At 36.1% G+C, this 25,348-nt stretch carries 21 protein-coding genes; 9 read left to right on the forward strand and 12 right to left on the reverse strand.

The window, feature by feature from the left end; genetic code table 11:
* Nucleotides 1-5: 5 nt before the first annotated feature.
* The 5 genes from LKL37_RS16025 to LKL37_RS16045 form a co-directional block, all read right to left on the reverse strand.
* On the reverse strand, nucleotides 6-3,275 hold the full coding sequence (locus LKL37_RS16025) for an efflux RND transporter permease subunit (RefSeq protein WP_431611505.1): 3,270 nt from the start codon (nucleotides 3,273-3,275) through the stop codon (nucleotides 6-8).
* Between the two features lie 33 nt (nucleotides 3,276-3,308).
* The gene (locus LKL37_RS16030) at nucleotides 3,309-4,700 is read right to left on the reverse strand and encodes a TolC family protein (protein WP_431611506.1); all 1,392 of its coding nucleotides are present in this window, start codon (nucleotides 4,698-4,700) and stop codon (nucleotides 3,309-3,311) included.
* Between the two features lie 80 nt (nucleotides 4,701-4,780).
* Entirely contained in the window at nucleotides 4,781-6,133 is a 1,353-nt protein-coding gene (locus LKL37_RS16035; RefSeq protein ID WP_431611507.1) for a sensor histidine kinase, read from the reverse strand.
* Nucleotides 6,130-6,822: a response regulator transcription factor gene (locus LKL37_RS16040; protein WP_431611508.1), complete on the reverse strand. Its 693-nt coding sequence runs from the start codon at nucleotides 6,820-6,822 to the stop codon at nucleotides 6,130-6,132. The genes LKL37_RS16035 and LKL37_RS16040 overlap by 4 nt, the downstream gene beginning before the upstream one ends.
* Before the next feature lie 134 nt (nucleotides 6,823-6,956).
* Nucleotides 6,957-9,152 carry a glutamine synthetase III gene (locus tag LKL37_RS16045; protein ID WP_431611509.1) on the reverse strand — a complete coding sequence of 732 codons (2,196 nt, stop codon included), beginning with the start codon at nucleotides 9,150-9,152 and terminating at the stop codon, nucleotides 6,957-6,959.
* Nucleotides 9,153-9,457: 305 nt separating this feature from the next.
* Here LKL37_RS16045 and LKL37_RS16050 point away from each other — a divergent pair, with 305 nt between their 5' ends.
* Nucleotides 9,458-11,149 carry a DUF6909 family protein gene (locus LKL37_RS16050; RefSeq protein ID WP_431611510.1) on the forward strand — a complete coding sequence of 564 codons (1,692 nt, stop codon included), beginning with the start codon at nucleotides 9,458-9,460 and terminating at the stop codon, nucleotides 11,147-11,149.
* A gap of 85 nt (nucleotides 11,150-11,234) precedes the next feature.
* On the opposite strand, the gene LKL37_RS16055 is transcribed toward LKL37_RS16050, so the two are convergent.
* On the reverse strand, nucleotides 11,235-12,482 hold the full coding sequence (locus LKL37_RS16055) for a tyrosine-type recombinase/integrase (RefSeq protein WP_431611511.1): 1,248 nt from the start codon (nucleotides 12,480-12,482) through the stop codon (nucleotides 11,235-11,237).
* 282 nt (nucleotides 12,483-12,764) lie between these two features.
* On the opposite strand from LKL37_RS16055, the gene LKL37_RS16060 reads away from it, so the two are divergent.
* The 6 genes from LKL37_RS16060 (at nucleotide 12,765) to LKL37_RS16085 (ending at nucleotide 18,372) form a co-directional block, all read left to right on the forward strand.
* Entirely contained in the window at nucleotides 12,765-13,427 is a 663-nt protein-coding gene (locus LKL37_RS16060; protein ID WP_431611512.1) for a hypothetical protein, read from the forward strand.
* Nucleotides 13,428-13,543: 116 nt separating this feature from the next.
* Nucleotides 13,544-14,821 (forward strand): hypothetical protein, encoded by a 1,278-nt coding sequence (locus tag LKL37_RS16065; RefSeq protein WP_431611513.1) that lies wholly within the window; start codon nucleotides 13,544-13,546, stop codon nucleotides 14,819-14,821.
* A gap of 110 nt (nucleotides 14,822-14,931) precedes the next feature.
* Nucleotides 14,932-15,372 carry a transposase gene (locus LKL37_RS16070; RefSeq protein ID WP_431611514.1) on the forward strand — a complete coding sequence of 147 codons (441 nt, stop codon included), beginning with the start codon at nucleotides 14,932-14,934 and terminating at the stop codon, nucleotides 15,370-15,372.
* A gap of 46 nt (nucleotides 15,373-15,418) precedes the next feature.
* On the forward strand, nucleotides 15,419-15,751 hold the full coding sequence (locus LKL37_RS16075) for a helix-turn-helix domain-containing protein (RefSeq protein WP_431611515.1): 333 nt from the start codon (nucleotides 15,419-15,421) through the stop codon (nucleotides 15,749-15,751).
* 162 nt (nucleotides 15,752-15,913) lie between these two features.
* Nucleotides 15,914-16,384: a DinB family protein gene (locus LKL37_RS16080; RefSeq protein WP_431611516.1), complete on the forward strand. Its 471-nt coding sequence runs from the start codon at nucleotides 15,914-15,916 to the stop codon at nucleotides 16,382-16,384.
* Nucleotides 16,385-16,533: 149 nt separating this feature from the next.
* The gene (locus LKL37_RS16085) at nucleotides 16,534-18,372 is read left to right on the forward strand and encodes a M1 family metallopeptidase (RefSeq protein WP_431611517.1); all 1,839 of its coding nucleotides are present in this window, start codon (nucleotides 16,534-16,536) and stop codon (nucleotides 18,370-18,372) included.
* A 46-nt stretch (nucleotides 18,373-18,418) separates the two neighbouring features.
* On the opposite strand, the gene LKL37_RS16090 is transcribed toward LKL37_RS16085, so the two are convergent.
* Nucleotides 18,419-19,021 carry a hypothetical protein gene (locus LKL37_RS16090; protein WP_431611518.1) on the reverse strand — a complete coding sequence of 201 codons (603 nt, stop codon included), beginning with the start codon at nucleotides 19,019-19,021 and terminating at the stop codon, nucleotides 18,419-18,421.
* Nucleotides 19,022-19,209: 188 nt separating this feature from the next.
* Here LKL37_RS16090 and LKL37_RS16095 point away from each other — a divergent pair, with 188 nt between their 5' ends.
* Complete coding sequence (locus LKL37_RS16095; protein ID WP_105700646.1) at nucleotides 19,210-19,968, forward strand: type III pantothenate kinase; 759 nt, start codon at nucleotides 19,210-19,212, stop codon at nucleotides 19,966-19,968.
* A gap of 72 nt (nucleotides 19,969-20,040) precedes the next feature.
* A complete protein-coding gene (locus LKL37_RS16100; protein WP_431611519.1) occupies nucleotides 20,041-20,568 on the forward strand; it encodes a GNAT family N-acetyltransferase in 528 nt (175 codons plus the stop codon).
* A 113-nt stretch (nucleotides 20,569-20,681) separates the two neighbouring features.
* On the opposite strand, the gene LKL37_RS16105 is transcribed toward LKL37_RS16100, so the two are convergent.
* From LKL37_RS16105 to LKL37_RS16125, 5 genes are all read right to left on the reverse strand, one after another.
* Complete coding sequence (locus tag LKL37_RS16105) at nucleotides 20,682-21,113, reverse strand: nucleoside deaminase (protein ID WP_431611520.1); 432 nt, start codon at nucleotides 21,111-21,113, stop codon at nucleotides 20,682-20,684.
* Entirely contained in the window at nucleotides 21,114-21,731 is a 618-nt protein-coding gene (locus tag LKL37_RS16110) for an energy transducer TonB (RefSeq protein WP_431611521.1), read from the reverse strand.
* 53 nt (nucleotides 21,732-21,784) lie between these two features.
* Nucleotides 21,785-22,705: a helix-turn-helix transcriptional regulator gene (locus tag LKL37_RS16115; protein WP_431611522.1), complete on the reverse strand. Its 921-nt coding sequence runs from the start codon at nucleotides 22,703-22,705 to the stop codon at nucleotides 21,785-21,787.
* Nucleotides 22,706-22,846: 141 nt separating this feature from the next.
* Entirely contained in the window at nucleotides 22,847-23,137 is a 291-nt protein-coding gene (locus LKL37_RS16120; RefSeq protein WP_353147466.1) for a hypothetical protein, read from the reverse strand.
* Nucleotide 23,138: 1 nt separating this feature from the next.
* Nucleotides 23,139-25,313, reverse strand: a complete 2,175-nt coding sequence (locus LKL37_RS16125; protein ID WP_431611523.1) for a zincin-like metallopeptidase toxin domain-containing protein — start codon at nucleotides 25,311-25,313, stop codon at nucleotides 23,139-23,141.
* Nucleotides 25,314-25,348 lie beyond the last annotated feature (35 nt).

The following is a 25,348-nucleotide window of genomic DNA, read 5'->3' on the forward strand; positions in this document are numbered from 1 at the left end:
GTTACTTATTTTACAATTTCAGGCATAAAGTGAATACTTTCCTCATCTTCAGGATCAAGGGAAACACTTTGAGTAGTCGCTTTTCCTTGTCCCCATGCAAATGCAAGCGGAAGGATGAAAAGGGCAGCAAATGTAGAAGCAACCAGACCTCCGATTACAGCTCTTCCCAATGGTGAAACCTGATCTCCGGCTTCTCCCAGTCCTAATGCCATAGGAACCATTCCCACAACCATTGCTAATGCTGTCATTACGATAGGTCTTAACCTCAACGCGGCGGCTTCTCTGGCTGAAAGTAAGGCATTTCCGTTATGTTTTCTTAATTGTTCCGCATTGGTAATCAACAATACAGCATTTGAAATGGAAACTCCGACAGACATGATGATTCCCATGTAGGATTGGAGGTTAAGCGTTGATCCACTGATAATTAATAATGCTAAAGATCCTACCAAAACCGCTGGTGCAGTTACCAATACAACTCCTGACACTTTGAAAGACTGGAAGTTAGCGGCAAGCATGAGGAATATCACAACAATAGCAATAATCAAACTGTATTGTAAGCTGCTTAATGTTTCATTTAAAGTCTGGCTTAAGCCAATTAGTTGAACATTAAGACCTCTCGGAAGTTCTCCGATATGATCAATTACTTTTTGAACATCTCTGGAAGCTGTTCCTAAATCGGTGTGATTTAGATTGGCTGTAACAGTGAGTGTTGGCATTGCTCCAAGGTTATCGGTTTCTCCATAAGTGAAGCTGTTTTTAATCGTAGCTACATCACCAAGATTTGGTCTGTTAGAATTTTTCAGTAACGGAATTCCTGCAATTTCCTCTTTGCTGTTCATTTTATTTTCAGGAATCTGAACCTGAACGTTGTAGCTGTAACCCGCTTTTTCATCTGTCCAGATATTTTTTTCCGTAAACCTTGACGATGAAGTGGAAGCTACCAATGAGCGTGAAACATCAGACATGTCAATACCCAGCTGAGCCGCGCGAACACGGTCAACATTGATGTCGAGTGCAGGATATTTTATAGACTGACCTATCTGAACATCTCTTAAGTACGGAATTTTCTTAAGTTCGGCTTCTATTTTTTTAGCATAATCCTCGTTCACACTTTTATCTCTTCCTGATAGTCTTACTTCAATCGGGGTAGGAGATCCCTGGCTAAGTATTTTTTCTGTTAATTCAATAGGCTCAAAAGATAATTTCATATCAGGATTAATGCTTTTTGCTTTTTCTCTGATCTTGTCTTTCAGATCATCCATATTGGTATGGTAGTCTTCATTTAATCCTACCTGTAAAACGGTTTCATGAGAACCTGCCATCCAAAGGTATATCGGACTTACCGAGAAAAGAGTAGGGTGTGTTCCTACATAGGCAGAGGTGATTGAAACATTGTCTTTACCAACAATTTCTTTGATTCCATCTAATAATTTTAAGGTTTGAAGTTCATTTTTTTCTATCCTTGTTCCATCCGGAATACGCGTTCTTACCTGAAACTGAGTTCCATTTACCTGTGGCAGAACGTCTCGTCCAATGCTGTTCAAGAATAGAGCCACCATTGCCATCATCAATAGAATATAGGCAGAGACCACGATTTTTCTGTAAGGCATGATTCTATCTAAAAACTTCAGATATCGGAAACGGATTTTTTCAAACATACTTACTTTTCCGTCACGGTTGCTGTCTTCGTTTTGCAGAAGAATCTCTTTCTGGCTCCATGTATCACTTTCATCACTTAATCCGGCTCTTTGTAGTTCTTCGGAATCTGTCAGAACATGACCGTCTTTTGCTTTGTGGTGCTTTACTTTCATGATCCAGTTTGCCATCACAGGAACGAAAGTCTGTGCAAGGAAATAGGAAACAATCATACTGAACCCAATGGCCAATGCAAGAGGTAGGAATAAAGATCCCGGAATTCCTCCCATCGTAAATGCAGGTGCAAAAACAGCAAGAATACAAAATAGAATTAATAGTTTTGGAAAGGCAATTTCCTTGCAGGCATCCCAAACGGCAAGGGATTTTGGTTTGCCCATGTCCAGATGCTGGTGAATGTTTTCTATGGTAACGGTACTTTCATCCACGAGAATTCCAATGGCGAGTGCAAGTCCGCTTAAGGTCATGATATTAATAGTTTGACCGAAAAGATTTAGAAATAAAACCGCCGAAATAATAGAGGTAGGAATGGTAAGAATTACAATCAATGCTCCCCTGATGTCTCCGAGGAATAAAATAACCATCAATCCGGTGAGTATGGCTCCGATAGTTCCTTCACTCAGTAAACTCTTCACAGAATTAATTACATAGGTTGACTGGTCAAATTCAAAACTGACTTTCACATCATCCGGAAGATTGGATTGAATCTGTGGCAATTGCTTCTTTAAATTCTGCACAACATCCCAAGTCGAGGCATCGGCACTCTTAGCAATACTCAGATACACCGAACGGCGGCCGTTTACCAAAGCATAACCGGAGGTCATATCTGCTCCGTCGGTTACTGTGGCAACATCCCTTAAATAAAGATTCTGGACACTGCCTTTGTACAAAGGAATGTTCTCGAAATCTTTTACGTTTTTAATCATCGTATTGGTGGGAGTGATATAATATTTGTCTCCGATCCTTACATTTCCGGAAGGTGCGGTCTGGTTGTTCAAACGAAGGGCTTCCACAAGCTGGTCGGGGGTCATGTTATGCTGCCGGAGCAAGTCAGGATTAGCATTAATGACAACTGTGCGGATATTTCCCCCAAAAGGAGGTGATGAAACAATTCCCGGAATGGAAGTAAATGTGGAACGTACATAAACATTGGCTAGATCCAGCAGTTCATTGTTTGATCTCTTATCACTGCTTAACACGAGCTGCCCCACCGGAAGGGTGGAAGCATCAAAGCGAATGATAAAAGGAGGGTTGGATCCTGGTGGAAATGCCGCCTGGATTCTGGTGGAAAATGAGTTTAATTCTGCTGCGGCCTGAGCCATATCGGTTCCGGGGTAGAAATTAATTTTCATTAACGTAAGTCCCTGAATATTTTTGGTTTCAATACTTTTAATCCCATTCACAAAAAGGAAAATATTGATGTATTGTTTGGCAAAAAATGCCTCCATCTGCTGTGGGGTATACCCGCTGAAAGGGTGGGAAACATAAATTACCGGTAAATCCAGTTTTGGAAAGATATCGACTTTAATAGAGTTCATCGACCGGATTCCGAAGAAAAAAAGTCCGGCAACAATCACTAAAATCGTAATGGGTTTTCTTAATGCAAATCTTATTAAGTTCATTGAGATACTATTGATTTATAATTGATATTCATCTTACAGTTCGTTTTCAAATACAGAGAAATCGCCCATTGCGGCTGCTTTTAATAATAAAGCATTCCAGACGTTGCTTACGGCAATATCTCTGTCGGTTTCGGCTCTTACGAGTGCATAAATAGCTTGGGATAAATCCACAAGATCAGTTAATCCATTTTTGTATAAAACAGAACGTTGGATATAAGCATCATTGGCAGATTTGAGCTGAATTGGGACCTGATCATAAATCAGGACTGCATTTTTCCATTTATTATCAGATAAATCCAGCTGGGCTTTTAGTTGCTGTTCTGCAAGATCATATTCATGTTTTAAACCCTGGCTTACGTAATCCTGAGCACTTATTTCCTTTGAGAGTCTGTACGTTTGTGTGAAATTCCAGGAAACACCAATCCCGAGCAGATAATTGCTTCTTGTAGGATGAACACCATCCCAATAAGAAGATGAAAAATCATTCTGATTTTGTGCATAATTATTCCCGAATCCTGAACCTCTCGTCTGAATAATACCAACCATTGAAAATGATGGATAATACTGGGTTTTAAGGAATTGTTTTTCCTGTTCGCTGACATCAATTCTGCTTTTGTATAAAGCCAATAAAGGATGGCTTTCCAGGGAAGTACTCTTTTCTGTTGGGAAATCTGCCGGAATTCTTTTCAGTAAAGTGCTGTCCAGTACAAATTCCTGAGCGGGAATTCCCAATAGCTGGGCCAATTTGTTTTCCTGTTCCTGTTCGTTGTCCTTTGCTTTGGTGTAAGTGATCATTGCATTGGCATAATCCGCTTTTGCAAGAGATAAATCAACTCCGGGAACGATGCCGTTTTTTTCTTTCACCTCAACAATTCTTCTGATGGTATCGGTTCTTCCCAGATTTCTGGCGTAGGAAAGTTTTAATTTCTGAGCTGCTAAAACATTCAGGTAAGCGGCTGTTACTTTTACTTTATGCTGGAAGATTTCATCCGATACATCTTTGGTGTCTCTCTGATTTTTAGATTCCGCCACTTTCACTCTTTGTTTGGCCTTTCCAAAAGAGAAAAACTCCCAGTTGACGTTGGCCAGATATAAAGCTCCGAAAGAAGCATTCCAGTTTTGATCGGGAAGAGGAAGTCCGGATGAGGCTGCTCCATATCCTCCGAAACCATACAAAGGACCGTTTTGTCCATTGACAGTTCCGTAATCCTGCTGGATACTAATGTTAAGATTAGGCAGATATTGCCGTTTTGCCAATTCTATTGATTCCTTCGATGATAGCCGATAAGATTCTTTGGCTTTGATGGATCCGTAATTTTGAACAGCTGTTTCCAGCGCAGACTGGAGGGTAAGAACCTGCTGTGCTTTTGTTGTGTTCGTAAAAAAAACGGATAATAATGCGAGAATAAAAACTCTTGAAAGCATCTAACGTATTTTTCTTTTTTCAAAGTAAAAGATACATTTTGAAGCAAATTTGAAGTTGGGGAAAGTGATGAAGAGAATCGTTATTTAGCAAAATTTATCATCTGTTCTACGGGTTCAAAAGCGATTGGGTTTTCTGTTAATATTCTTTCAGAAATGGAAGATTCGTGCATGTTGGTATTGTCAAAATAAACGGTAATGCTGTGCCAGCCATCAGCAAAATCATAATGAACAGAAAAGTCATTGACTTCACAAATTTGTTTCACAATAGAAAGGCCAAGACCGATACTTTCCTGGGACTGATTGCTTTTTTTGAATCGTTTGAACAGCTCCTGTGTCGGAACATGAGGAGGAAGTCCGGTGTTGTTAATTTGAAAATAATTGTGTGTTAAGTTAATTTCAATTTTTCCTCCTTCAAGATTATGGCGGATGGCATTTGAAAGAAGATTACTCAAAAGAATTTCGGCTAATGTAGGATGGATTTTGATGAAAACACTTTTTTCACAATTCCTGTTTAACGTAATGTTCTTCAATGCGAGGTGGTCAGCATACATGCATAATGCCTCCTTTTCAACAGTACAGAATTTCAGCTCCTTGTTCGTTAAAAATTCATTGTTGTTCAGTTTGGTTAAGAGAATTAATGAGCGGTTTATTCTGCTTAATTTATCAATGGAATTTTGAATGTCTGTCAACAGAATAGCCTGGCTTTCATTGATCTCTGTTTCTGCCAGCAATTCTATCTTACTTTGAATAATGGCTAAAGGAGTTTGAACTTCATGGGAAGCGTTTTCTGAAAATTCCTTCACAGAAGCATAGTCTTCCAATGCTTTGTCTGTCATTGTTTTCAAGAATTCATTAAGTTTTTTAAACTCTTTGGTGCTTGTCTCTGAAAGCTGCAGACGTTCTTTTTTCTGAATACTGAACTGCTGAAGTGCATTGATAGCATGATGAAAAGGCTTTAATATGAATTTAGATAAAATTCTTGCCGTGATAAAAACGATGAGTGTGATTAATAATAATTTCCAGAAAAGAGCAACCAGCATTCCGCTCATGATCTGCTGCGTAGCGGAAACGTAGCCGTATGAAGAAATTTTATAAATTTTGTCATCAACTTTTGTATAAGAATTGACCTGGATTTTACATTCATTATTGGAAACCCCTTTGTTTTCCAGGCAGGTATGAATAACTTCCGGTTCGGAAGAAATATTTTTTTTACTTTGTAAGCTAATGGAGATTGGAAGTCCCTGAGATGTTTTTGCGGGATCTTCTCCCTTTTTTATTTGATTAATCACGAAGATGTTAACGTGCTTAAGTCTTTCTATTTCAATGTTATCGAGACGTTTTTTTATACTGGTATACGAAATGTACATGCTTACAGGAGTAACGAGTAGTATAATGGCAATAAACCAGACTGATATTTTATTCAATAAATTCATGTAACACTATATTTTAAAGCATTGAACTTGTATCCCAATCCGTAGATGGTTTCAATATAATCGTTGCCGTGCGCAGCTCCTATTTTTTTTCTTAGATTTTTAACGTGCTGATAAACAAAGTCGAAATTAGCTAAATTATCGGTATAATCACCCCAAAGATGATTGGCGATAGACTGCTTGGATAACACGCGGTTTTTATTCACCAGAAAATACAACAGCAATTCAAATTCTTTTTGGGTGACTTCCAGTCTTGCCGTGTGAATGATTACTTCGTAAGTGTCTGTATTTAATATGATTTCATTGAATTTTACTTCGCTGTAACCATCCATTTTTTTTCTGCGGTATACGGCTCTTAATCTGGCGTGTAATTCCGGTAGATGAAACGGTTTTGTGATGTAATCGTCGGCACCCTTTTCAAGCCCGTTGATCTTATCGTCCAACGCATTTTTAGCAGAAATAATAAGGATTCCGCTGTTGATTTTTTCAGTTTTAATGTAATTCAAAATATTTAATCCGTTTCCGTCAGGCAGCATAATGTCAAGTAGAATACAGTCATATGAGTTGAAGCTGAGTCTTTCTAAAGCTTCATGGTAATGATACGCACATTCGCAGATGTAGCTTTCACCTTCAAGGTAATATTTCATACTTTGGGCAAGCTCATGGTTGTCTTCTATGATCAGGATTTTCATAATGAGAGCAAAAGTAGAATTAAATTCTGTATCAAATTTGAAGTTATAGAAGTCTTTGTCTATTAGTATTTTAGGTTAAATAAAAATTCCCCGGAAAACGGGGAATTTAAACTAATATGGAACTTTACAGGACGTTATTTTGTAAACAACATTTCTCTGTATTTTGTCATCGGCCAAAGCTCGTCGTCTACCATCATTTCCAATGCATCAGAAGCTTCTCTGATAGGATCGAATAATGGTTTTACTTTGTTACAATAGCTTTCTGCCTGTTTTTGGCTGTCTGAAATACCTTTTGCTGCTTCTCTTGCTTTAAGAAGATCTTCAACACCAAGTTTAATTTTAGAAACATTTTCAGAAATGCTTGTAATTAAACTCATTTGTTCTTTTGCTAAAGACTTGAATTCTTTATCACCAAAGATTTCTTTAAGACCTTTCACGTTTTCAATTAATCTGTTCTGATAATTTAAGGCAGAAGGAATGATGTGGTTTCTTGCGATATCACCTAACACTCTTGCTTCAATATCAATAACAGTAGAGTACTTCTCTAATTTAATTTCGTTTCTCGCCTCAACTTCTCTGTGGTTGAAAATTCCCATTTCTTCATATAGGTCTAAGAATTTCTTATCCATTTCCTGCTTTAAAGCTTCAGGAGTTGTTTTAAGGTTGTTTAATCCTCTTTTCTTAGCTTCTTTAGCCCAGTCATCAGAATATCCGTCTCCTTCAAACATGATGTTTTTGCACTGCTTGATGTATTCTCTCAATACATTAAAGATGGCTTCGTCTTTCTTAAGACCTGTTTCAATTAAAGCATCCACTTCTTTCTTGAAATCATTAAGTTGTTTTGCAGCAATAGTGTTCATTACGGTCATAGACTCTGCACAGTTTGCAGAAGAACCTACCGCTCTGATTTCAAATTTATTTCCTGTAAATGCAAATGGGGAAGTTCTGTTTCTATCAGTATTATCTAATAAAATTTCAGGAATCTTTCCAACTACATTTAATTTTAATTCTGTTTTCTCTTCCGGAGATAATTTTCCGTTCGTTACTTTTTCAAGTTCTTCCAATACGCTGAACAACTGAGTTCCGATGAATACGGAAATAATTGCCGGTGGAGCTTCGTTGGCACCAAGTCTGTGGTCGTTGCTTGCAGAAGCGATACTTGCTCTTAAAAGGTCTGCATACTCGTGAACTGCTTTAATGGTGTTCACAAAGAATGTTAAGAACTGTAAGTTTTTCTTTGGATTTCTTCCAGGGCTTAGTAGGTTTTCACCAGTATCTGTTGCTAAAGACCAGTTGTTGTGTTTTCCGCTTCCGTTTACTCCAGCGAATGGTTTTTCGTGGAAAAGAATGTGGAAGTGGTGCTTGTGAGCTACTCTTGCCATGATGTCCATCAACAAAGAGTTGTGGTCTACAGCAACGTTCACTTCTTCGAACATTGGTGCAAGCTCAAACTGGTTTGGTGCAACCTCGTTATGTCTTGTTGTTGCAGGGATACCCAATTTCATACATTCGATTTCCAACTCTTTCATGAAGTTCATTACTCTTGTAGGAATAGAACCGAAATAGTGGTCATCCAATTGTTGTCCTTTTGCAGGAGAGTGTCCTAATAATGTTTTGCCTGTTAATACAAGGTCCGGACGGGATTGATATAATGCTGAATCAACTAGGAAATATTCCTGCTCCCAACCCAAAGTAGGAGTTACCTTCGTTACGTTTTTGTCAAAATACTGCATTACATTCGTTGCAGCTTCATCTACAGCGTTCAAAGCTCTCAAAAGTGGTGCTTTGTAATCCAGTGTTTCTCCTGTATAAGAGATGAAGATGGAAGGAATACACAGCGTAGTTCCCATAATGAATGCCGGAGATGTAGGATCCCAAGCCGTATAACCTCTTGCCTCAAAAGTATTTCTGATACCACCATTTGGGAAAGACGATGCATCAGGCTCCTGCTGAATAAGCATATTTCCGCTGAATCTTTCGATAGCTCTACCTCCTTCAATTGGAGTAAAGAAAGAATCGTGCTTTTCTGCAGTAGTACCTGTTAAAGGCTGGAACCAGTGCGTATAGTGTGTTACACCTTTGCTCATTGCCCAGTCTTTCATTGCTACAGCTACCTGATCTGCAATATGTCTCTGGATTTTAGTTCCTTTTTTAATCGCATCCATGATAGAACCGAATGCTTCTTTCGTTAAATATTCTCTCATGGTTTCTTCTGAGAAAACATTTTTGCAGAATAGCTCTGATAATTTCGCAGGGATCTCAACAGAGTTGTCTTTTCTGAAATCCTTAAATGGAAGGGTTTCTAATGCTTTGAATCTTAAGGTTGACATAATTGGGTTGAATTTTTACAGGGCAAATTTACAAAAAAAATGAATTGAAAACATTTTAACCCTAAAAATTTTAGGGGTGTTGTGAAAATTTATATAAATTAAACAGTTGTTTGGTCTTTTTTGAATGGGGTGTTTTGTGATTTACTACTTAAAATATGAGATTCTAAGGTTGTTTGTAAAGGTATAGATGTAAATAGATAATATGGTGTACAATTTACAATAATTCCGCGGGATTAAGCTACTTATTAAAAGACAGTTAAAATAAAATGGGTAAAGATTTTGTATATTTGTGTGAAATTTATTTTATGACAAATTCTAGAGCAAGAGAAACCACAGAGGCTATTGAAAGACTATACATCTCTATGAGACACTTATTTTATAGAGGATTTTTCAAGCCGGGAGGAGTTTCAGGAGAGAGTATCAGAAGTTTGTTGAAGACGATCAATCCGGAAATTTATGGAACCATGAATATTCCAAGCAAATTGGAACTTGACGGTTTGATGTATGTTTTAGACAGGCTTCCGGAAGGGATTGAAGAATGTGCTTTTATTCATCTTACATCTGATGAAGGGTTTGATAAAGGAAGTTTCGAACCTATTGTTCCAAAGAAAAGAAGAAGAAACTGTTATAGAATAGACGAACACCAGATGAATATTGAGGTTCTTTTGGGCCGTTCCGAAATTTATGACATTCTTACCCACCTTACATTCCTATTTATAGAAGCTGATAAAATCCGTAATCTGGCATTTATCCAGGATGAAAACTGGAAACCTACACGTGCTTTCAAAATTATTGAAGAAGTAGTGAAGGGTGAGAAGAAATTCAGCAGAAAAGAAAAAGAGGTGGCGCTTATTCATCTTTCTTCTTTAATAGGAAGATCTTTTGATGAGGCCTTAAGAGCTTACAATACTTTCGGTGATGATCATAATCCTGACCGCTTATTCAAAATCATCTACAACTTAGCAAAAGTAAGTCTTGAGGATGCAAAAGGAAGCAGAGAAAGAGAAATTCATTTCAGTGCTATATTAAAGGAAAGAGTAGGTCACCATTATTTTGGTGAAAAATGGGCCAACAAAGTGAAAGAGGTTTTATTTGAAAACAATCTTCACATGCGTCCATTACATATTATTTCTGCCAATATGCACTCAGTGAAAAATATGCTGTATGCTAATAATGCCCTTAAAAAGAAACAGCATCATGAAGTGGATTATAAACTGTACGAAGAGATCTCAAACAAAAAAGAACTTCGTGATAAAGTTTCAAAATACGCTTTAGATGAAGGGATGATCCATATTGCAGACAAAAGCGGAAGTAATATCGATGTACAGATTATAGACCTCAGCAAAACAGACCTGAAGAATACACCATTTGCAGACTGCAAGTTCGGAGGAGATGATGTGGTGATGGTTTTTGATTATGCATTCGGAGAGCAGGCTTTTGAAGTAATGGATGAATTGCTTAGACCTTTTGAACATAAAGGAGAAGTATACATGATGCATGTGAAATCTGTTTCCATTATGGGGAAAGCGGGTATTCTTACCGGAGCGAAAGGGGATATTATGATTCCTACTTCTCACATCTTTGAAGGTACTGCAGATAATTATCCTTTTGAAAATGCTTTAAAACTGGAAGATTTCAATGATGACGAATTAAAAGCTTTTGAAGGACCAATGATTACGGTTTTAGGAACTTCTCTTCAGAATAAAGATATTCTATCATACTTTATGAATACTTCATGGAAGGCAATTGGTCTTGAAATGGAAGGAGCACATTATCAGAAAGCCATTCAGGTAGCATCTAAGATAAGACATCATATTTCACCGGATCTGTTTGTGATGTATGCTTACTATGCATCGGATAATCCACTGGAAACAGGAAGTACATTATCTTCAGGAGGTTTAGGTCTTACAGGAGTAAAGCCAACATATCTGATCACTTTAAGAATCCTTGAAAAGATTTTAAGAAGTGGAAAGAAAGAAGCTTCTGCTAAAAAATAATTGTAATTTAAAATTATAAGATCAGCCTCAGATGTATTTTGCATCTGAGGTTTTTTTATATGATCGATACAAGTATTATTCGTATTTAGTATTGATACACCATTCTTCCCTTATCAATGGTGTCAAAATAATTGCTCAGCGATAAAATGCGGTCTTTATTTACGGGATTAATATACCGTAGAAACATTTGTTCGGTACTGTGTCCTGTAGCTTCCATAAGCAGTGGTGTTGGGATTTTCCCATAGAAGTTGGTGGCGAAACTCCTTCTCCCTATGTGGCTTGACAAGGTTTCCCATTTTTCTGTTTGTACTTCCTTGCTTCTGTACCCAATTCTTTTCCGGGATTTTAAAGATTCATTCAGGTGGGCTAATTTTGCAATTTCTTTAATGGATCTGTTGTAGTGCTGGATGTTCATTGTTTTTGGAAAACAGTTTTCATTCCGTTCGATGATGTGCAGTATTTTAGGATGTAGAGGAAGGAAAATTTCTTTTTTAGTTTTTTGTTGTGCAAAGGAAAGGCAGGTTTTCCCTTCTATAATATGTACCTGTTGTATATTAAACCGTATAAAATCTGAAAATCGCTGGCCTGTATAACAGCTGATGAGAAGCCAGTCTTTTGCGGCTTGCAGCTCTTCCGGAACGGATGTTTTCTGTATTTTGGTGATTTCCTTTTCTGTAAGGGTTATCACCTCTTTCTTTTGTTTTTCCCTGCGCAGTTCGAGTTCCCTTACACAGGTTCTGATGCCTTTTCTTTCTACAAAATTTAAAATGGTTTTGATAAAATGAATGGTACGGTAAGTTGTATTTTCACTGTATTCTTCCTTCTTTCCAAAAATCATAAAATCCCTTATAAAATCGGAATTAACATCATCAATATCAAATGATTTACATAAAAAACCTTCAAAACGTTCCAGGAGATGGAAAAAAACTTTATATCTTTTATAAGTGGAGTGGCAGATGAGATCCTTTTTGCTGTCAATGTACCATTGCATGTAATATAAGAGTGTGTTTTCCTGTAGCGGATCCTCTATTCCTTTACATATTTTTTGTATTTCACATGATATTTCCCGTCTGAGGATTTTTTTATGATCAGCTTCTTTATGATGAATATATCCTGTTATTTTCTTTTTTATACAATCCAGTTTTACATTAAGCATTTTGTACTTTTTCCTATAAATATTGCAGGGACGCTGTTTTTCTTTGTCCCAGCTTTCTTCAGAAATACTAAGATCTGTGCAAAAATTATACGTTTTGTTTTGTTGATTGTCAGTAATTCTAAGATGGATATTTTTCTGTAAACCAGAATTGTTAGAAAGGAAAAATTGGAATGTCATTCTGCTGGGTTTAGCGATTATTACCAGCTAAATTAAAACAAAAAAAGTAGTCCTCTTTAGACTACTTTTATAATGCAAATATAAACTTTTTTTTGAGAAACAAGCTAATTTAAAGTACTGCTTTCTAGTTTGTTGTAAATATGCTGTTTTATTAGTTTGTTATTTATGTATAGAAAAAACGCAACAATAAACCCATATTGATGTAAAATTTTCATTTTAAAATTATTGATTTGTAAATCAATGGATTAAATAATAGTCTAAAGAGGACTATTGTTTAATTATATGATGAAAAACATCCTGGTGAAAAAAAGTTTGTTTCCAATAGCATACCGTAGATGCGGTATGTCTATTGGTCTTCTTTTGCAGTTCATCTCTGTGTTTTTATTCTCTCAAACTTTTAATAAAAATAATCCGGCAGTAAGCGTACAGGATGGTGTTATTCTTTATACAACAGATGATTTTTCCGGTGATATTAAAGATTCAAGTAGTAAGGAAACGAAAATCAGTACCAGAAAAGCTGAAATTTATATTGCAAAAAATGTCAATATATATGGTGTAGAACATTTTGGAAATTCAACATTTAATAAAGAAAAGACAATTGCCCGCAGGTCGGAAAAGAAACGAACAGATGTAAGTTCGAAAAGTCAAAAAGCTGAACGTTATCATCCTGAAAAAAAGATTCTTGCCGTTTCTTTTCTAAAGCCCCTTGAAGGCGGCCATACATTTTTTACGTTGTCTGAAGGTTATTTGGGATTTGCGGTTTTAAGCAATAATCCTGTAGTCAAGAAAGTTCAGATGGTATACGGAGATTTATATCTATCCAAATACTCATTTACAAAAAAATCAGTTATCATCTTTTCAGCCCGTTCATCATCTCCTGTAAAAGAAGAAGTGCTGGCTCATTATTCACGACCGCCACCTTTCATCATGTTTTTTACTGCTTAAGCTTTTACAATTCCTATCAAATTTCAAAATCTTGAAAAGGATGTGAGGCATTTCTAAAATAACAATATTCAAGTTTAAAAAAACGCAAAAAATATAATTAGTTTAAAATCTATATTATGAAAAACAAGTATTTATTAATTTTATTAGTGATGCTGTTTCAAATAGCAAACAGCCAGGTCGGAATCGGAACAACAGCACCCAGAGGTGCATTAGATATTAATAAGCCTACCACCTATAATATGGGCTTAGTGCTGCCTACCAATGCTTCTACCGGAAACATTATAAACCCCCAGGGAGGAAATGTAGCGGAAGGAACGATTATTTATGACAGCAGCATGAAATGTGTGAAAGTATTTAATGGTACAGCATGGTCAAACTGTTTATGTGACGCTTGTTCCACAACGCCTACTATTGCGGCGGACTGTACTCAAAGCGGATTTCAGGGAACATATACTGCAGGAGCAGCATTGTCCGGAGCCACATTTTCTGTGACGCTTACCAATAATTCCTTCTCTACGGCTACAATTGGTTTTCAGGCCAGCGACCTTACTTTAAGTGGCGTAACCGGAGTGACTGTAGCTTCTGTAACACCTGCATCAGCTACTCTTAACGCAGGACAATCACAAGTAATTACTTACAACTTAAGTGGAACACCATCAGCATCCGGAACTTTAACAGGATCGTGGGCTAAGCTCAACTTAAGCTGTTCAAACTCTGTACCTGTTAGAAAAACTGTTCGTTTTGCGTATTGGTCTACCTATGCAATAGGAAGTGCTGAACAGGCAGCGTACAACTCGCAACTCAGCAATGCTGCTAATTATGGAACTGCCGGAACATATACAGGTAATTTCAATGGGTTTACTTTTACGAATATCACATCCACTTTATCTGGGCTTACAGTGGCCAACTTATTAAGTAACTATGATGTTATAAGTACAGGATTCGCCAATATGACGGCTGCTGATGCTGCTAAAATCAAAGGGTTTGTAGATGGAGGAGGAGTTGCAATCATCCTTTTTGATTCTGGTACAGGAACCAGTCTGTTTAATGCATTTGGAGGCACAGGTGCTGTAGGTGCTGGTGTGGGCACTGCAACAACCAATACAAATGCAATCAACAATGGAATATTTGGTAATACAACAAATACTCTGATAACTGGTCAGGGATCATTTGGTGCTGTTACGACTGCTCAGTTGCCTGCAGGATATACACTTTTGGCAGCTAATGGAGCTGCTCCTCAAATATTTGTTGCCGGAAACCAAGGGAAAGCTATTTTCTTCTGGGATGAAGGGGCTTTTAGAGATACCTCAGTGGCAGGTACTGTGATTGACACTCAACAAGAGAGATTCTTGCACAATATCATGGCTTATGCTTTAGGTAAAGCGGGGTTTTAACATATAAAATCAGGTTCTGAATAATGATGCAGTGCTTCTTTCTTTAATATGATGAAAAAATATTGAGAACTGAAGGCTGCATCTTTTTAATAATCTAAAAAAGCTGAAGAATGACAAATTTTAAAGATATACATATAGGAAAGATGATTGAAAAAAGAGTTACAGAATGCGGCGTAGACCTATTTCGCATCTGCAGCTTTATGAAATGTTCACAGGAGGAAATAAACAAAATGTATAAAGCAGAAAGCTTAGATGCTGAGGTTCTACTCCGTTGGAGCAAACTTTTGGAATACGATTTTTTTAGAATTTATACACAGCATCTGATATTGTATGCACCAGCTTCTTCTGAAAAGAGCACCCATAAAAACACTGTTCTTCCACAATTCAGAAAAAATATTTACACTAGAGAGATTATAGATTTTATACTGGAACTCATTGAAAGCGGAAAGAAAACAAAATTTCAGGTAATAGAAGATTACAGAATACCAAAAACGACTCTTTACAAATGGATCGAAAAATACAGAAAGTTAGAAAATAGGCAGAATCATTAAGTCTTTATTTTATTGGATAACCTTATAAGATCAAACATCAAAAAATATGAAAAAATCTAATATTAATTATCAGCAGATCTTCATGGATATTCTTGATGCGAAATATCCTGAGAAAAAAGCAGACTGTCTGCCTTTACTGGAAAAAGAAAATCTTTCAGCAATAGATATTATAACACTGAACCGGGCAATATTTGGGAAAACGGATAAAGAAACAGAAGATTTTAATCAGAAACACAGATCCTATAGCAAGTCTGCCATCCTGAAAATATTAGACTTTCAGAAAAAGAATAATCTGAATAACCTTCAGCTGGCAAATTATTTTCAACTGAGCAGAAATACGATAACAAAATGGAAGAAAATTTTCTATATAGTGAACTAGTTGTTAATCAGTATTATAATTTTCAAATTTGTAGCGAATATCAACACAATAATAACCAAAAAGGATGTCAGTTTTTCTAAAAAGCTGACATCTTTTTTTTGTATTATCTTCAAAATCAAAGGGAGTTAAATTACTTATCTTTAGAAAACAAAAATAACATTTATGAGTTCAGTGTCAGAATTATCAAAAAGATTCAGAGAAGTTATGCTGGATGGTCTCTGGATCGCCAATACCAATTTTAAAGATCAGCTTTCAGATGTGAGCTGGGAACAGGCGGTGGCAAAAGTAGATTCCCTGAACACCATTGCTATGCTCACCTTTCACATTGATTATTATATCGCTGGAATTATCAATGTTTTTGAAGGAGGTAATCTTGAAATCAAAGACCAATTCAGTTTTGATCTTCCTCCTGTAGAATCTCAGCAACAATGGGAAGACCTGTTGAATAAACTCCGGACTGATTCTGAAAAGTTTGCAGCATTACTGGAACAAATGTCTGATTCTAAGCTTGATGAGGTTTTTGTCGATGAAAAGTACGGAACCTACCGAAGAAATATTGACGGAATGATTGAACACTGTTACTATCATCTGGGGCAGATTACTCTAATCAAAAAACTGTTGAAAGGCAGATAAGAATTGTTACGAATAAAGTTCAAAAAAGAATTTAACAATCCAGATTAAAATCCATCTAAAACCATAATAAACAGAATAAAATCTTCAAATAACTCCTATTTGAGGTTCTTATCTAAATTACCTACCTTTAGAAAAAAATAAAATTTTAAATGAGAAAATCGGCTGCAATCATTTTTGCGTTTATCATTTCACAATTTCAGGCTCAGCAAGGGGCTTATTATCAGCAGGCTGCGAAGTACAAGATGGATATTGATGTTAATGCTGAAAAATTTACCTATCAGGGAAAACAAACTTTAGAATATACCAACAATTCGCCCGATGAGTTGAATGTGGTTTATTTTCATTTATACTGGAATGCTTTCAAGCCCAATTCTATGATGGATCAGAGAGTGGCTTCCCAGGGCAAAAATGGTGACGGAAGACTGCAAAAAGACGGGATCTCAAGATTAGCTTCCATTCCTAAAGATCAGGAAGGCGCTCAGAATATTCACTGGATTAAGCAAAATGGAAAAGACCTGAAATTTGAAGTTCAGGAAACCATTATGAAAGTATATCTGGCAGAACCTATAAAACCGAATTCTACCACTATTTTTACAATGGATTGGGATTCTGTGATCCCTCAGCAGATCAGAAGAAGCGGAAGAAACAACAGAGAAGGTGTAGATATGACAATGACTCAGTGGTATCCGAAAATTGCAGAGTACGATTATGACGGCTGGGCAACATTCGATTATCTGGGAAGAGAATTTCATGCTCCGTTCTCAGATTTTGATGTAACCATTAAAATCAACAAAGATTATGTAGTAGGAGCAGGAGGAATCCTGGAAAACCCTACTGAAGTAAAAGGCTACGATGCCAATGCTAAAGTAAAGGCAGAAAAAGATAAGAAAGCAACCTGGAGATGGACTGCAAAAAACATTCTTGATTTTGCATGGAGTGCAGACAGAGATTATTCTGTAGAAAGTTTCAATGTTCCGGAAGGACCTAAAGTATATTTGGTTTATCAGAAAAATGATAAAACGAAAGCGTGGAGCGAAGCACAACCTTATATCACCAAATATTTCCAGATTATGAATTCTCACTTTGGAAAATATGTATATCCTACCTATGCATTCATTCAGGGAGGAGATGGCGGAATGGAGTACGGGATGTGTACGATGATTTTAGGTGAAGCTAAAAACGTTAAAGATTTATTGGGCTTAATGGCTCACGAAGGATCTCACTCATGGTATCAGCAAATGCTTGCTACGAATGAATCTGTTCGTCCATGGATGGATGAAGGTTTTACAAGCTATGCTGAAGGATATACGATGTATCAGCTATTTCCGGAAGATTTACCAAATCCTTTTATGGAAAGATTAGATGCCTACAGAAAATTTGTTAAAAAAGGAATCGAAGAACCTGCTGTTTGGTTGGGAGATCACCATGATAATGGAAATTCTTATACTTATGCTTCTTATGTAAAAGGGGAGTTATATCTGGTACAGCTTGGATACATTATGGGAGAGCAGAATCTTGCGGAAACCTTAAAACAATATTATGACCAGTGGAGTATGAAGCACCCTTCAGACAGAGATTTCCTTCACATTGCACAGAAAGTTTCCGGGATGGATCTGAAGTGGTTCCATAACTATTGGATCAATACCACAAAGACTATTGACTACGGAATTAAGGATGTAAAATATGAGGCAAAATCTACCACGATTACTTTAGTCAATAATGGTCAGGTTCCGATGCCGATAGATTTCAGTGTGATGACAACAGACAAAAAAATAGTGACTTATCAGATTCCATTGAATATGACGCATACATGGAAAGAAAAGGATATTTATGGTGATTTTAAAACGATGCCTTATTGGCCTTGGACACAGAAAGAATATACGCTTACTATTCCTTACACAAAATCTCAATTGTCTGCTCTTGGAATTGATTTCAGCCAGAGAATTGCCGATGTAAACATGGAGAATAATTTTGTTGAAGTAAAATAATTATTATAACCTATAAAAAAATCCACAGATGAGTCTGTGGATTTTTTTATTTTATTCCGAATTGCTGTACCATCCAGTGATTCGGATGATTTTTAATAAGATCCTGCCTCAAGCCTTCATCTTTCGTATTTAAATAACTATAAACCTTTAAAGGAATAGAATCAGGATATTCTTTTAATCCGTTTGCAACGGTAATTTTTGCTTCTTCCTTTTTTGAGCCGCTATCTAAGGCTTCTGTTTTAAAAATGTAAATGATCGCCGGGAGCTTTCCATACACTTCTTTTGTTTCACTTTCCAGAAGATTCATGGTTTCTATCTGAAATTCAGGATTGGGACTTTTTCCTTCTGCTACTGCCCGGCTGATATGCTGTTGATACATCAGAAGAAGATAAAGCAGGTGTATGTTTTTGGTATTAGGATCAGAAACTGCTTTTTGAATTCTGTGCGTAAACTCGGGAGTCATTTCGTCACTGTCAGCCTGAAGATTTTTTTGATAAAACTCATCCATCAGATCATAAACTACTTTATCCTGAGTATCAATTTTTGACTGACTCTTTATTTTTTGTAAAATGCTTGCCATCGAATTGCCGGATTGTGCAAAAACAGAGATGCTAAGGCATAATAAAGTACCAATGATAAGTTTTCTCATGAGAGGTTTCGAATAATGTTATGTTATTAAATATACTGATTTGTTTTAAAGAAAGAAAAAATAAATGAATCAATGTAATTTAGTTTGATAATGACAGATTCTTTTTTTTAAAATTATTAAATTTATTGCCTCAAAATTAAGCAGAAATTTCAATTATAAATAATGCATTTCTTCTGAAAAATATGTCAATGAATTCAATTGTAATAAACGTAGGAAACAGCAATATCAGATTTGGTCTTTTCAATGGTGATAATTGTGATATTTCGTGGGTAATCAATACAAAACCTTACAGAACGGCAGATGAGCTTTATGTACAGATGCTGATGCTTTATCAAACCTATAAAATTGATCCACAAGAAATTGATAAGGTAATTATCGGATCCGTTGTGCCTCAGCTCACCAAAGTAATGAGCTCCGGGATCAAAAAGATTCACGGGACTACTCCTGTAATTGTTGATAGATCAACTCCTTCAGGTGTTCAGGCAAAATCTAAGCAGATGGGAACAGATATCTATGCCAATCTTGTGGCAGCACACAATTTGTACCCAAACAGAAAGAAAATTGTTATTGATTTCGGAACCGCACTTACAGCAAGTTGTGTAACAGAAACGGGCGAGACATTAGGTGTGATTATTGCTCCGGGAATTGTTACCTCACTGAACTCTTTGATCAATCAGACAGCACAGCTTCCGGATATAGAACTGAAAAAGCCAAAATCTGTTTTAGGACTGGATACGGTAACCTGTATGCAAAGCGGGATGGTATATGGTTTTTTGGGAATGGTAGAAGGTTTTGTAGACCGTATCAATGAAGAAGTGAATGATGATTGTTTTGTAGTGGCAACAGGTGGTGTTTCCCATATTTACAAACCTCTTACAGATAAGATTCATGTGATGGACAGGCTTCATACCTTGAAAGGACTTTATTTTCTTGGAAAAGATTTATAAATTATAATGATTAAAGTTGAGGTTTAGTCCAGCTAATACTTTAGTCTTAACCTCAACCTTAATTTTACGATCATGTATAAATTTCCGATCATACAAACCGAAAGATTGATACTTTCAGAACTGGAAGAAAAAGATATTCCTTTTATCGTTGAATACCTTCAGCATAGAATTTTTTCTGATCTTACCTCTAATATTCCTTATCCATACGTGGAAGATGATGCCAGATCATGGCTTAAAATGTCAAAAGAAGCTTTTGATAACCATACAGGATATACTTTTGCTATCAGGAATAAAGAAGGTCAGATCTTAGGAGCTATCGGGCTGCATGACAGAGACGATGATAAAGCAGAACTGGGATACTGGCTGGGAATTCCTTACTGGAATAAAGGATTTGTGACCGAAGCGGCAAAAGCGATTGTAGATTTTGGATTTAAAAAAATGGAGTTCAATAAAATTTTTGCGACGCACTTTCTTCACAACCCGGCTTCCGGAAGAATTATGGAGAAAATAGGAATGGAGCAGGAGGCAGTTCTGAAACAGGAAATGAAGAAAGACGGAGAATATTTTGACATCGTGAGATATTCTATTTTTAAAGACTGATTAGAAGGAATATAAACTTTCCGGATTCTATAAAAAACAAAAGCCAGAGAATATTATCCTCTGGCTTTTTATATGGTATTATTTCAGCCCCAATATACTTGATTTTATCAGGGTTATCTTTTACTTTTAAAAAACTCTTTTACAATAGAAGAACACTCGGCTTCCATGATTCCCGTGATAATTTCTGTTTTCGGGTGCAGAGAAAGATGTTTATTGATAAATCCTCTTTGCTCATCCCGTGCTCCAATCACCACTTTTGAGATCTGTGACCAGGAAAGGGCACCTGAACACATCACGCAGGGCTCCATCGTTACATAAAGAGTACAGTCTTTTAAGTATTTTCCTCCAAGGAAATTAGCAGCTGAGGTGATGGCCTGCATTTCCGCGTGGGCGGTAACATCGTTCAGGGTTTCTGTGAGGTTGTGAGCTCTTGCGATAATACGGTTGTTGGAAACCACAACACATCCGATAGGAACCTCATCTTTTTCTAAGGCGGCTTCTGCTTCCTGCAGAGCCATTTTCATGTAATATTCGTCAGTAAACATTTAATCCGTCATCGTTAAAGTTAAAGGAAGTTTAAAACAGTAAGTAATAGGATCTCCTTTTATCATTGCCGGAGAAAATTTTTCCGCCAGGGAATACAATGCAATTTCAGCCTGTCTGTTGAAGGTGAAATTATCACCCTGTGCATGAACATTGCTTACTGTTCCATCTTTTTCTACAATAAAAGCAACATCTGTTTTTACCATTTTTTCTTCAGAATATACCCCGTCAATATACAGCAGATTGGCAACCTCTTGCCTCAAAGAATTAAGCCCTCCGGGATAATCTGCAATCTTTTCTGCATCCTGAAATTTCTTAGATGAGGTTAGCCTTGGATTTTTGATGGTTTGGAGATCTTCCAGGTTTCTGACCTTTAATAGGGCTCCAATCATTGCATTGTTTTCAATGCTGTCCATTTTTTTCATGAAAAAGAGAAAATCTCCCTTTATTTCAATCTTTTTTACGCTATTGGATTCTGCATCAAATTTTTTCTTGAATTCTTTATTCAGCATATTTCTGTGCTGGTTGTAATAATTCTTTACAAGCCTGAATTCTTCTTTCTGCTGTGACAGTAAAAAGGAAGAAATAAAACAGCTGATGCCAATGGATAGAGTTTTCAATAAGGGTATATTTATGTAAATATAACAAAAAATATGAAATTTACTGCTTATAATCAGCTTTCAAGATATCGGTTCAAAGATTCCTGTAAATGATTGCGGATGTCATCAACTAAGCCTTTCGGTTCCAGAACTGTAACCTCCTTTCCGAAAGAAAGAATCTCCTGCATAAAGTCATAAGTAGGGTGGAGGAAGAACTCAAAATGGATTTCTTCCGGAGTTTCTTTGGTCTCTTTTTGTGATTGGTGAAGCGGAAAACTTCTGATATATTCTCCCTGATGGCGGCTGCATTTTAATACAATATTCTGTGGTTTCTGTTCTGCCAGATTCATCACTCCGAATGCATTTTTGAAATGCTCTCTGAAGTTGTATTTGTATTTCTCTCTGAACTGATTTTTAGATACATCCAGATAATTGATTCTATCCAGCCCGAATGATTTTAAAACTTTATCCTTTGTATCAATGGCGATGAGATACCATCGGTCTTTGGATTCTTTTAAAGCTAAAGGATGAACTTTTCTGGAGGTCATCAGTTTGTTTTTGTAATTGTAATGTTCAAAACTTACAACTCTTTTATTTCTGATGGCGAAGAACAGGTCATAGAAGTGCTCCACACCAGTAGGTTTACGGCTTTCGAAAAATATAAAATCTGAAAAATCGGGGTGGGTATTCATGGCGTTACTCACCTGAAAAGATTCCAGTAACTTTTGGTTGTATTCATCCACTTCCATGATCGGGCGGCTCTCGATATAATATCGGTTGTCCCCTTTTTTCTTGTTGTGGATGGAAAGATTGAAGAGATCAGAAATCTCCCGGATATCCCTCTGCAGGGTACGGATAGAGTAACTTTTGATTCCAGCATCCTGGAATTCGAAAGAGTTTAAAAGATAGTGCTCCAGCTGGGAATAAGTAGCTGGAGAACTTTCTAATTTTTTTATAATTAAGGCATATCTTGTCAGATAAAAATCTTTCTTCATTTCTCTTTTTTTATGGTGCAGCAGAACTGCGATTCATGGTAAAGTTTTATAAGACAAATATATGCGGTTAATGCGACAAAACGTGTCGTGTTTTATTTTTTTGTTTGAAAAATCTATTCCGGATAATATGCTGAGGATTATTTAATAATAGTTCCCGTTGCTGTCTTTTTTTATTTCATGGATTGAATGTTTGGACTGTATGTACAAGGGTTCTCCAGAGATATCTGAGAATACAAGGAAGTCAAGAGAATCAAAAACAGGTTCGTTTACCACCACTACCCAAGTGTTGATAACTTCACCAGCAGGTCTCGCTACTTCATCTTTTTCATTGTATTCTATTTTGCTGATATTTTCTTCATTAAAGTAAGCCGGGTTTAAATCTTTTAAAACCTTTTTTGCCTTTACTAATATTTTTTCTTCAGTATAATTCATTTTATTTTATTTTTAATGGTTTTAATCCATACTCATTGACTCTCACTCTGTTAATGTAATTAAATGCATCGTTTAGCTCTGCTTCTGTCCATCTGCTTCTTTGGGCTATAATCTGTTTCCAGACATACATTTCTTTTGTTAATCTATTGTACCCTCTATATACTTCAGCACCTACTTCTTCAAAGTGCTTTAAATGACACATTTCGTGGAATGCAACGATTTCCGTACATTCTTTAGTCAAGATTAGCTGACCGGTTTGTGCGCTGAACATCCCTACCTTAGGGGGAATACTAGACTTCATAAAAAGCATTAGGTCTTCAAAAGTTTTGAATCCTCCAACAGGTTTATATAACTTAGTAATAGAATTAATGTCCCCATCTACAATTAAAGTCAATCCTTTATTTTTTAAGGTTCCTCTAAGTTTTCTAATTTGAGTTTCCTTTAATATGTTTCCTCCTAAATTGCCAATATTTCGGGATGCCATCCAATCTAACTCCTTAGAAGTAAGGTCTGCAATCTCTTCATAACGAGGTTTTATAACATCCTTGTTTTTCAGAAACCAATCTGCAATCTTTTTCCAAATATTATTGATAAAGTCGCGAAGTTTTTGTCCCCCTGTTTTAAAAAGAAGTAGTAAATCTTCTAATGCCTTACCAGCCTTTTTATAGGCATCCGCAGTTTGAATTTTCACAAATTTACTGGTTTGGCTAATAGTTTTTCCTATTTCTGAATTTATTTTTGTTAAAACCTCTCCAAGTTTCCCAACCTCAGCAACTTTTGCTATATCGGCAATGGGAATGAAGAATGTTCCTATGAAGGAGATCGTAAATCCGGCGATATAATAAATTCTGACCCAATTCATATCATCGGAATTTTTACTTCTTAGATAGTCTGTCATCTGTTTAATTCCTTCATAGACTGCATTTTTAATATTGGTGAATAATGTTCCTGATTTTAACATATTCCAAAAATTATCCATCATTTCCAGAATGTGCTGAAAATCCAAAGAGATATCAAAAGGCGCTTCAAGTAAACTCCCCAAGAATTTGAAAATTGATGATACAAAATCAATCACGCCGTTCCATATCCCACAAATCAAAGCTATTCTTTCAGAGAGGATAGTGGTTTTTTCCTGCATCTGAGGATTTTCCAAGGTTTTAAAAATATCTTCAATTTCGTTTTTTACATAGTTGTTATAATTCTCTATAAATTTTTCTATTACAGAGACTTGATTAACAACGATATCATTAATTATTTCCGGAGAAATATCAGTGAAATCAAATCCATCTTTATTGGTAAATAGTTCTTTGACAATTTTTAGTTTTCCATCAGGAATGGATAAAACCTTGATTAAACTATCTTTTTTAAAAAAATAATCCTGATTTTCCGTATCCCAAATACTATCCGGAATTTTAAGAAAATCAATGCCATGTCCTAATTTATTAGAAACCCATCCTAAAGCTTTTGCAGGAGCTGAAATGCTCATAATAACATATCTGATAAAAGTAAAAAAACCTTCTTTAATACCTTTTTTTTCAATATATCCTTTTAAAAAAAGTTCTTCAATGATTTCTTTACTGACATTATTGGCATGTTTATTAATTCTATCCATAATGTCTCCGTCAAAAAAAGTTTTATATATTTTACCTGAAGACTGATCTGTATATGTTTTCTTTATTTTATCAGAAACTCTTCCATACAAAACATCGTCACTTAAAGTATCATCATCAGTTTCCAGAAAAAAGATAACTTCATCTTCAGCAGGTTTTACTACTTCGTAGCATTCTTTTACCTTATTGCCGTCAGTTGAAACAAATAGGAGTAATTTAAAAGCCAATTTTTCACTGCTATTAACCATATCATTTCTATTTGTATCTGAAAAAAATTCATATTTATAAAAAGAAAAACCGTTTTTATCAATTTTAGGATCTATTACTAAACTGGAGTTTCCTTGTTGAAAGCTTTTAGCAGAGGGATAATATTTGTTGTTGATTACAGAAGTGTTTTGGTTATAGAATTTATACGTGGCTAGAGGACTTACGTTGTTCATTCCCCGAATAGATTCTCCTGGATTGGTATTTGTAAATAAAGGATTAGAAAATGTGGAAAACTTGCTTTTCATCGACAAAGCCTCTTCACCAATATCAAAAACATCTTTATAATCTGTGTTTTTCATTTTAATAATTTTAAAGATTAATAAAAAAGGCAGAG

Origin of the sequence: Chryseobacterium sp. 'Rf worker isolate 10' (genome assembly GCF_050753305.1) — a bacterium.
GTDB lineage: Bacteria > Bacteroidota > Bacteroidia > Flavobacteriales > Weeksellaceae > Chryseobacterium.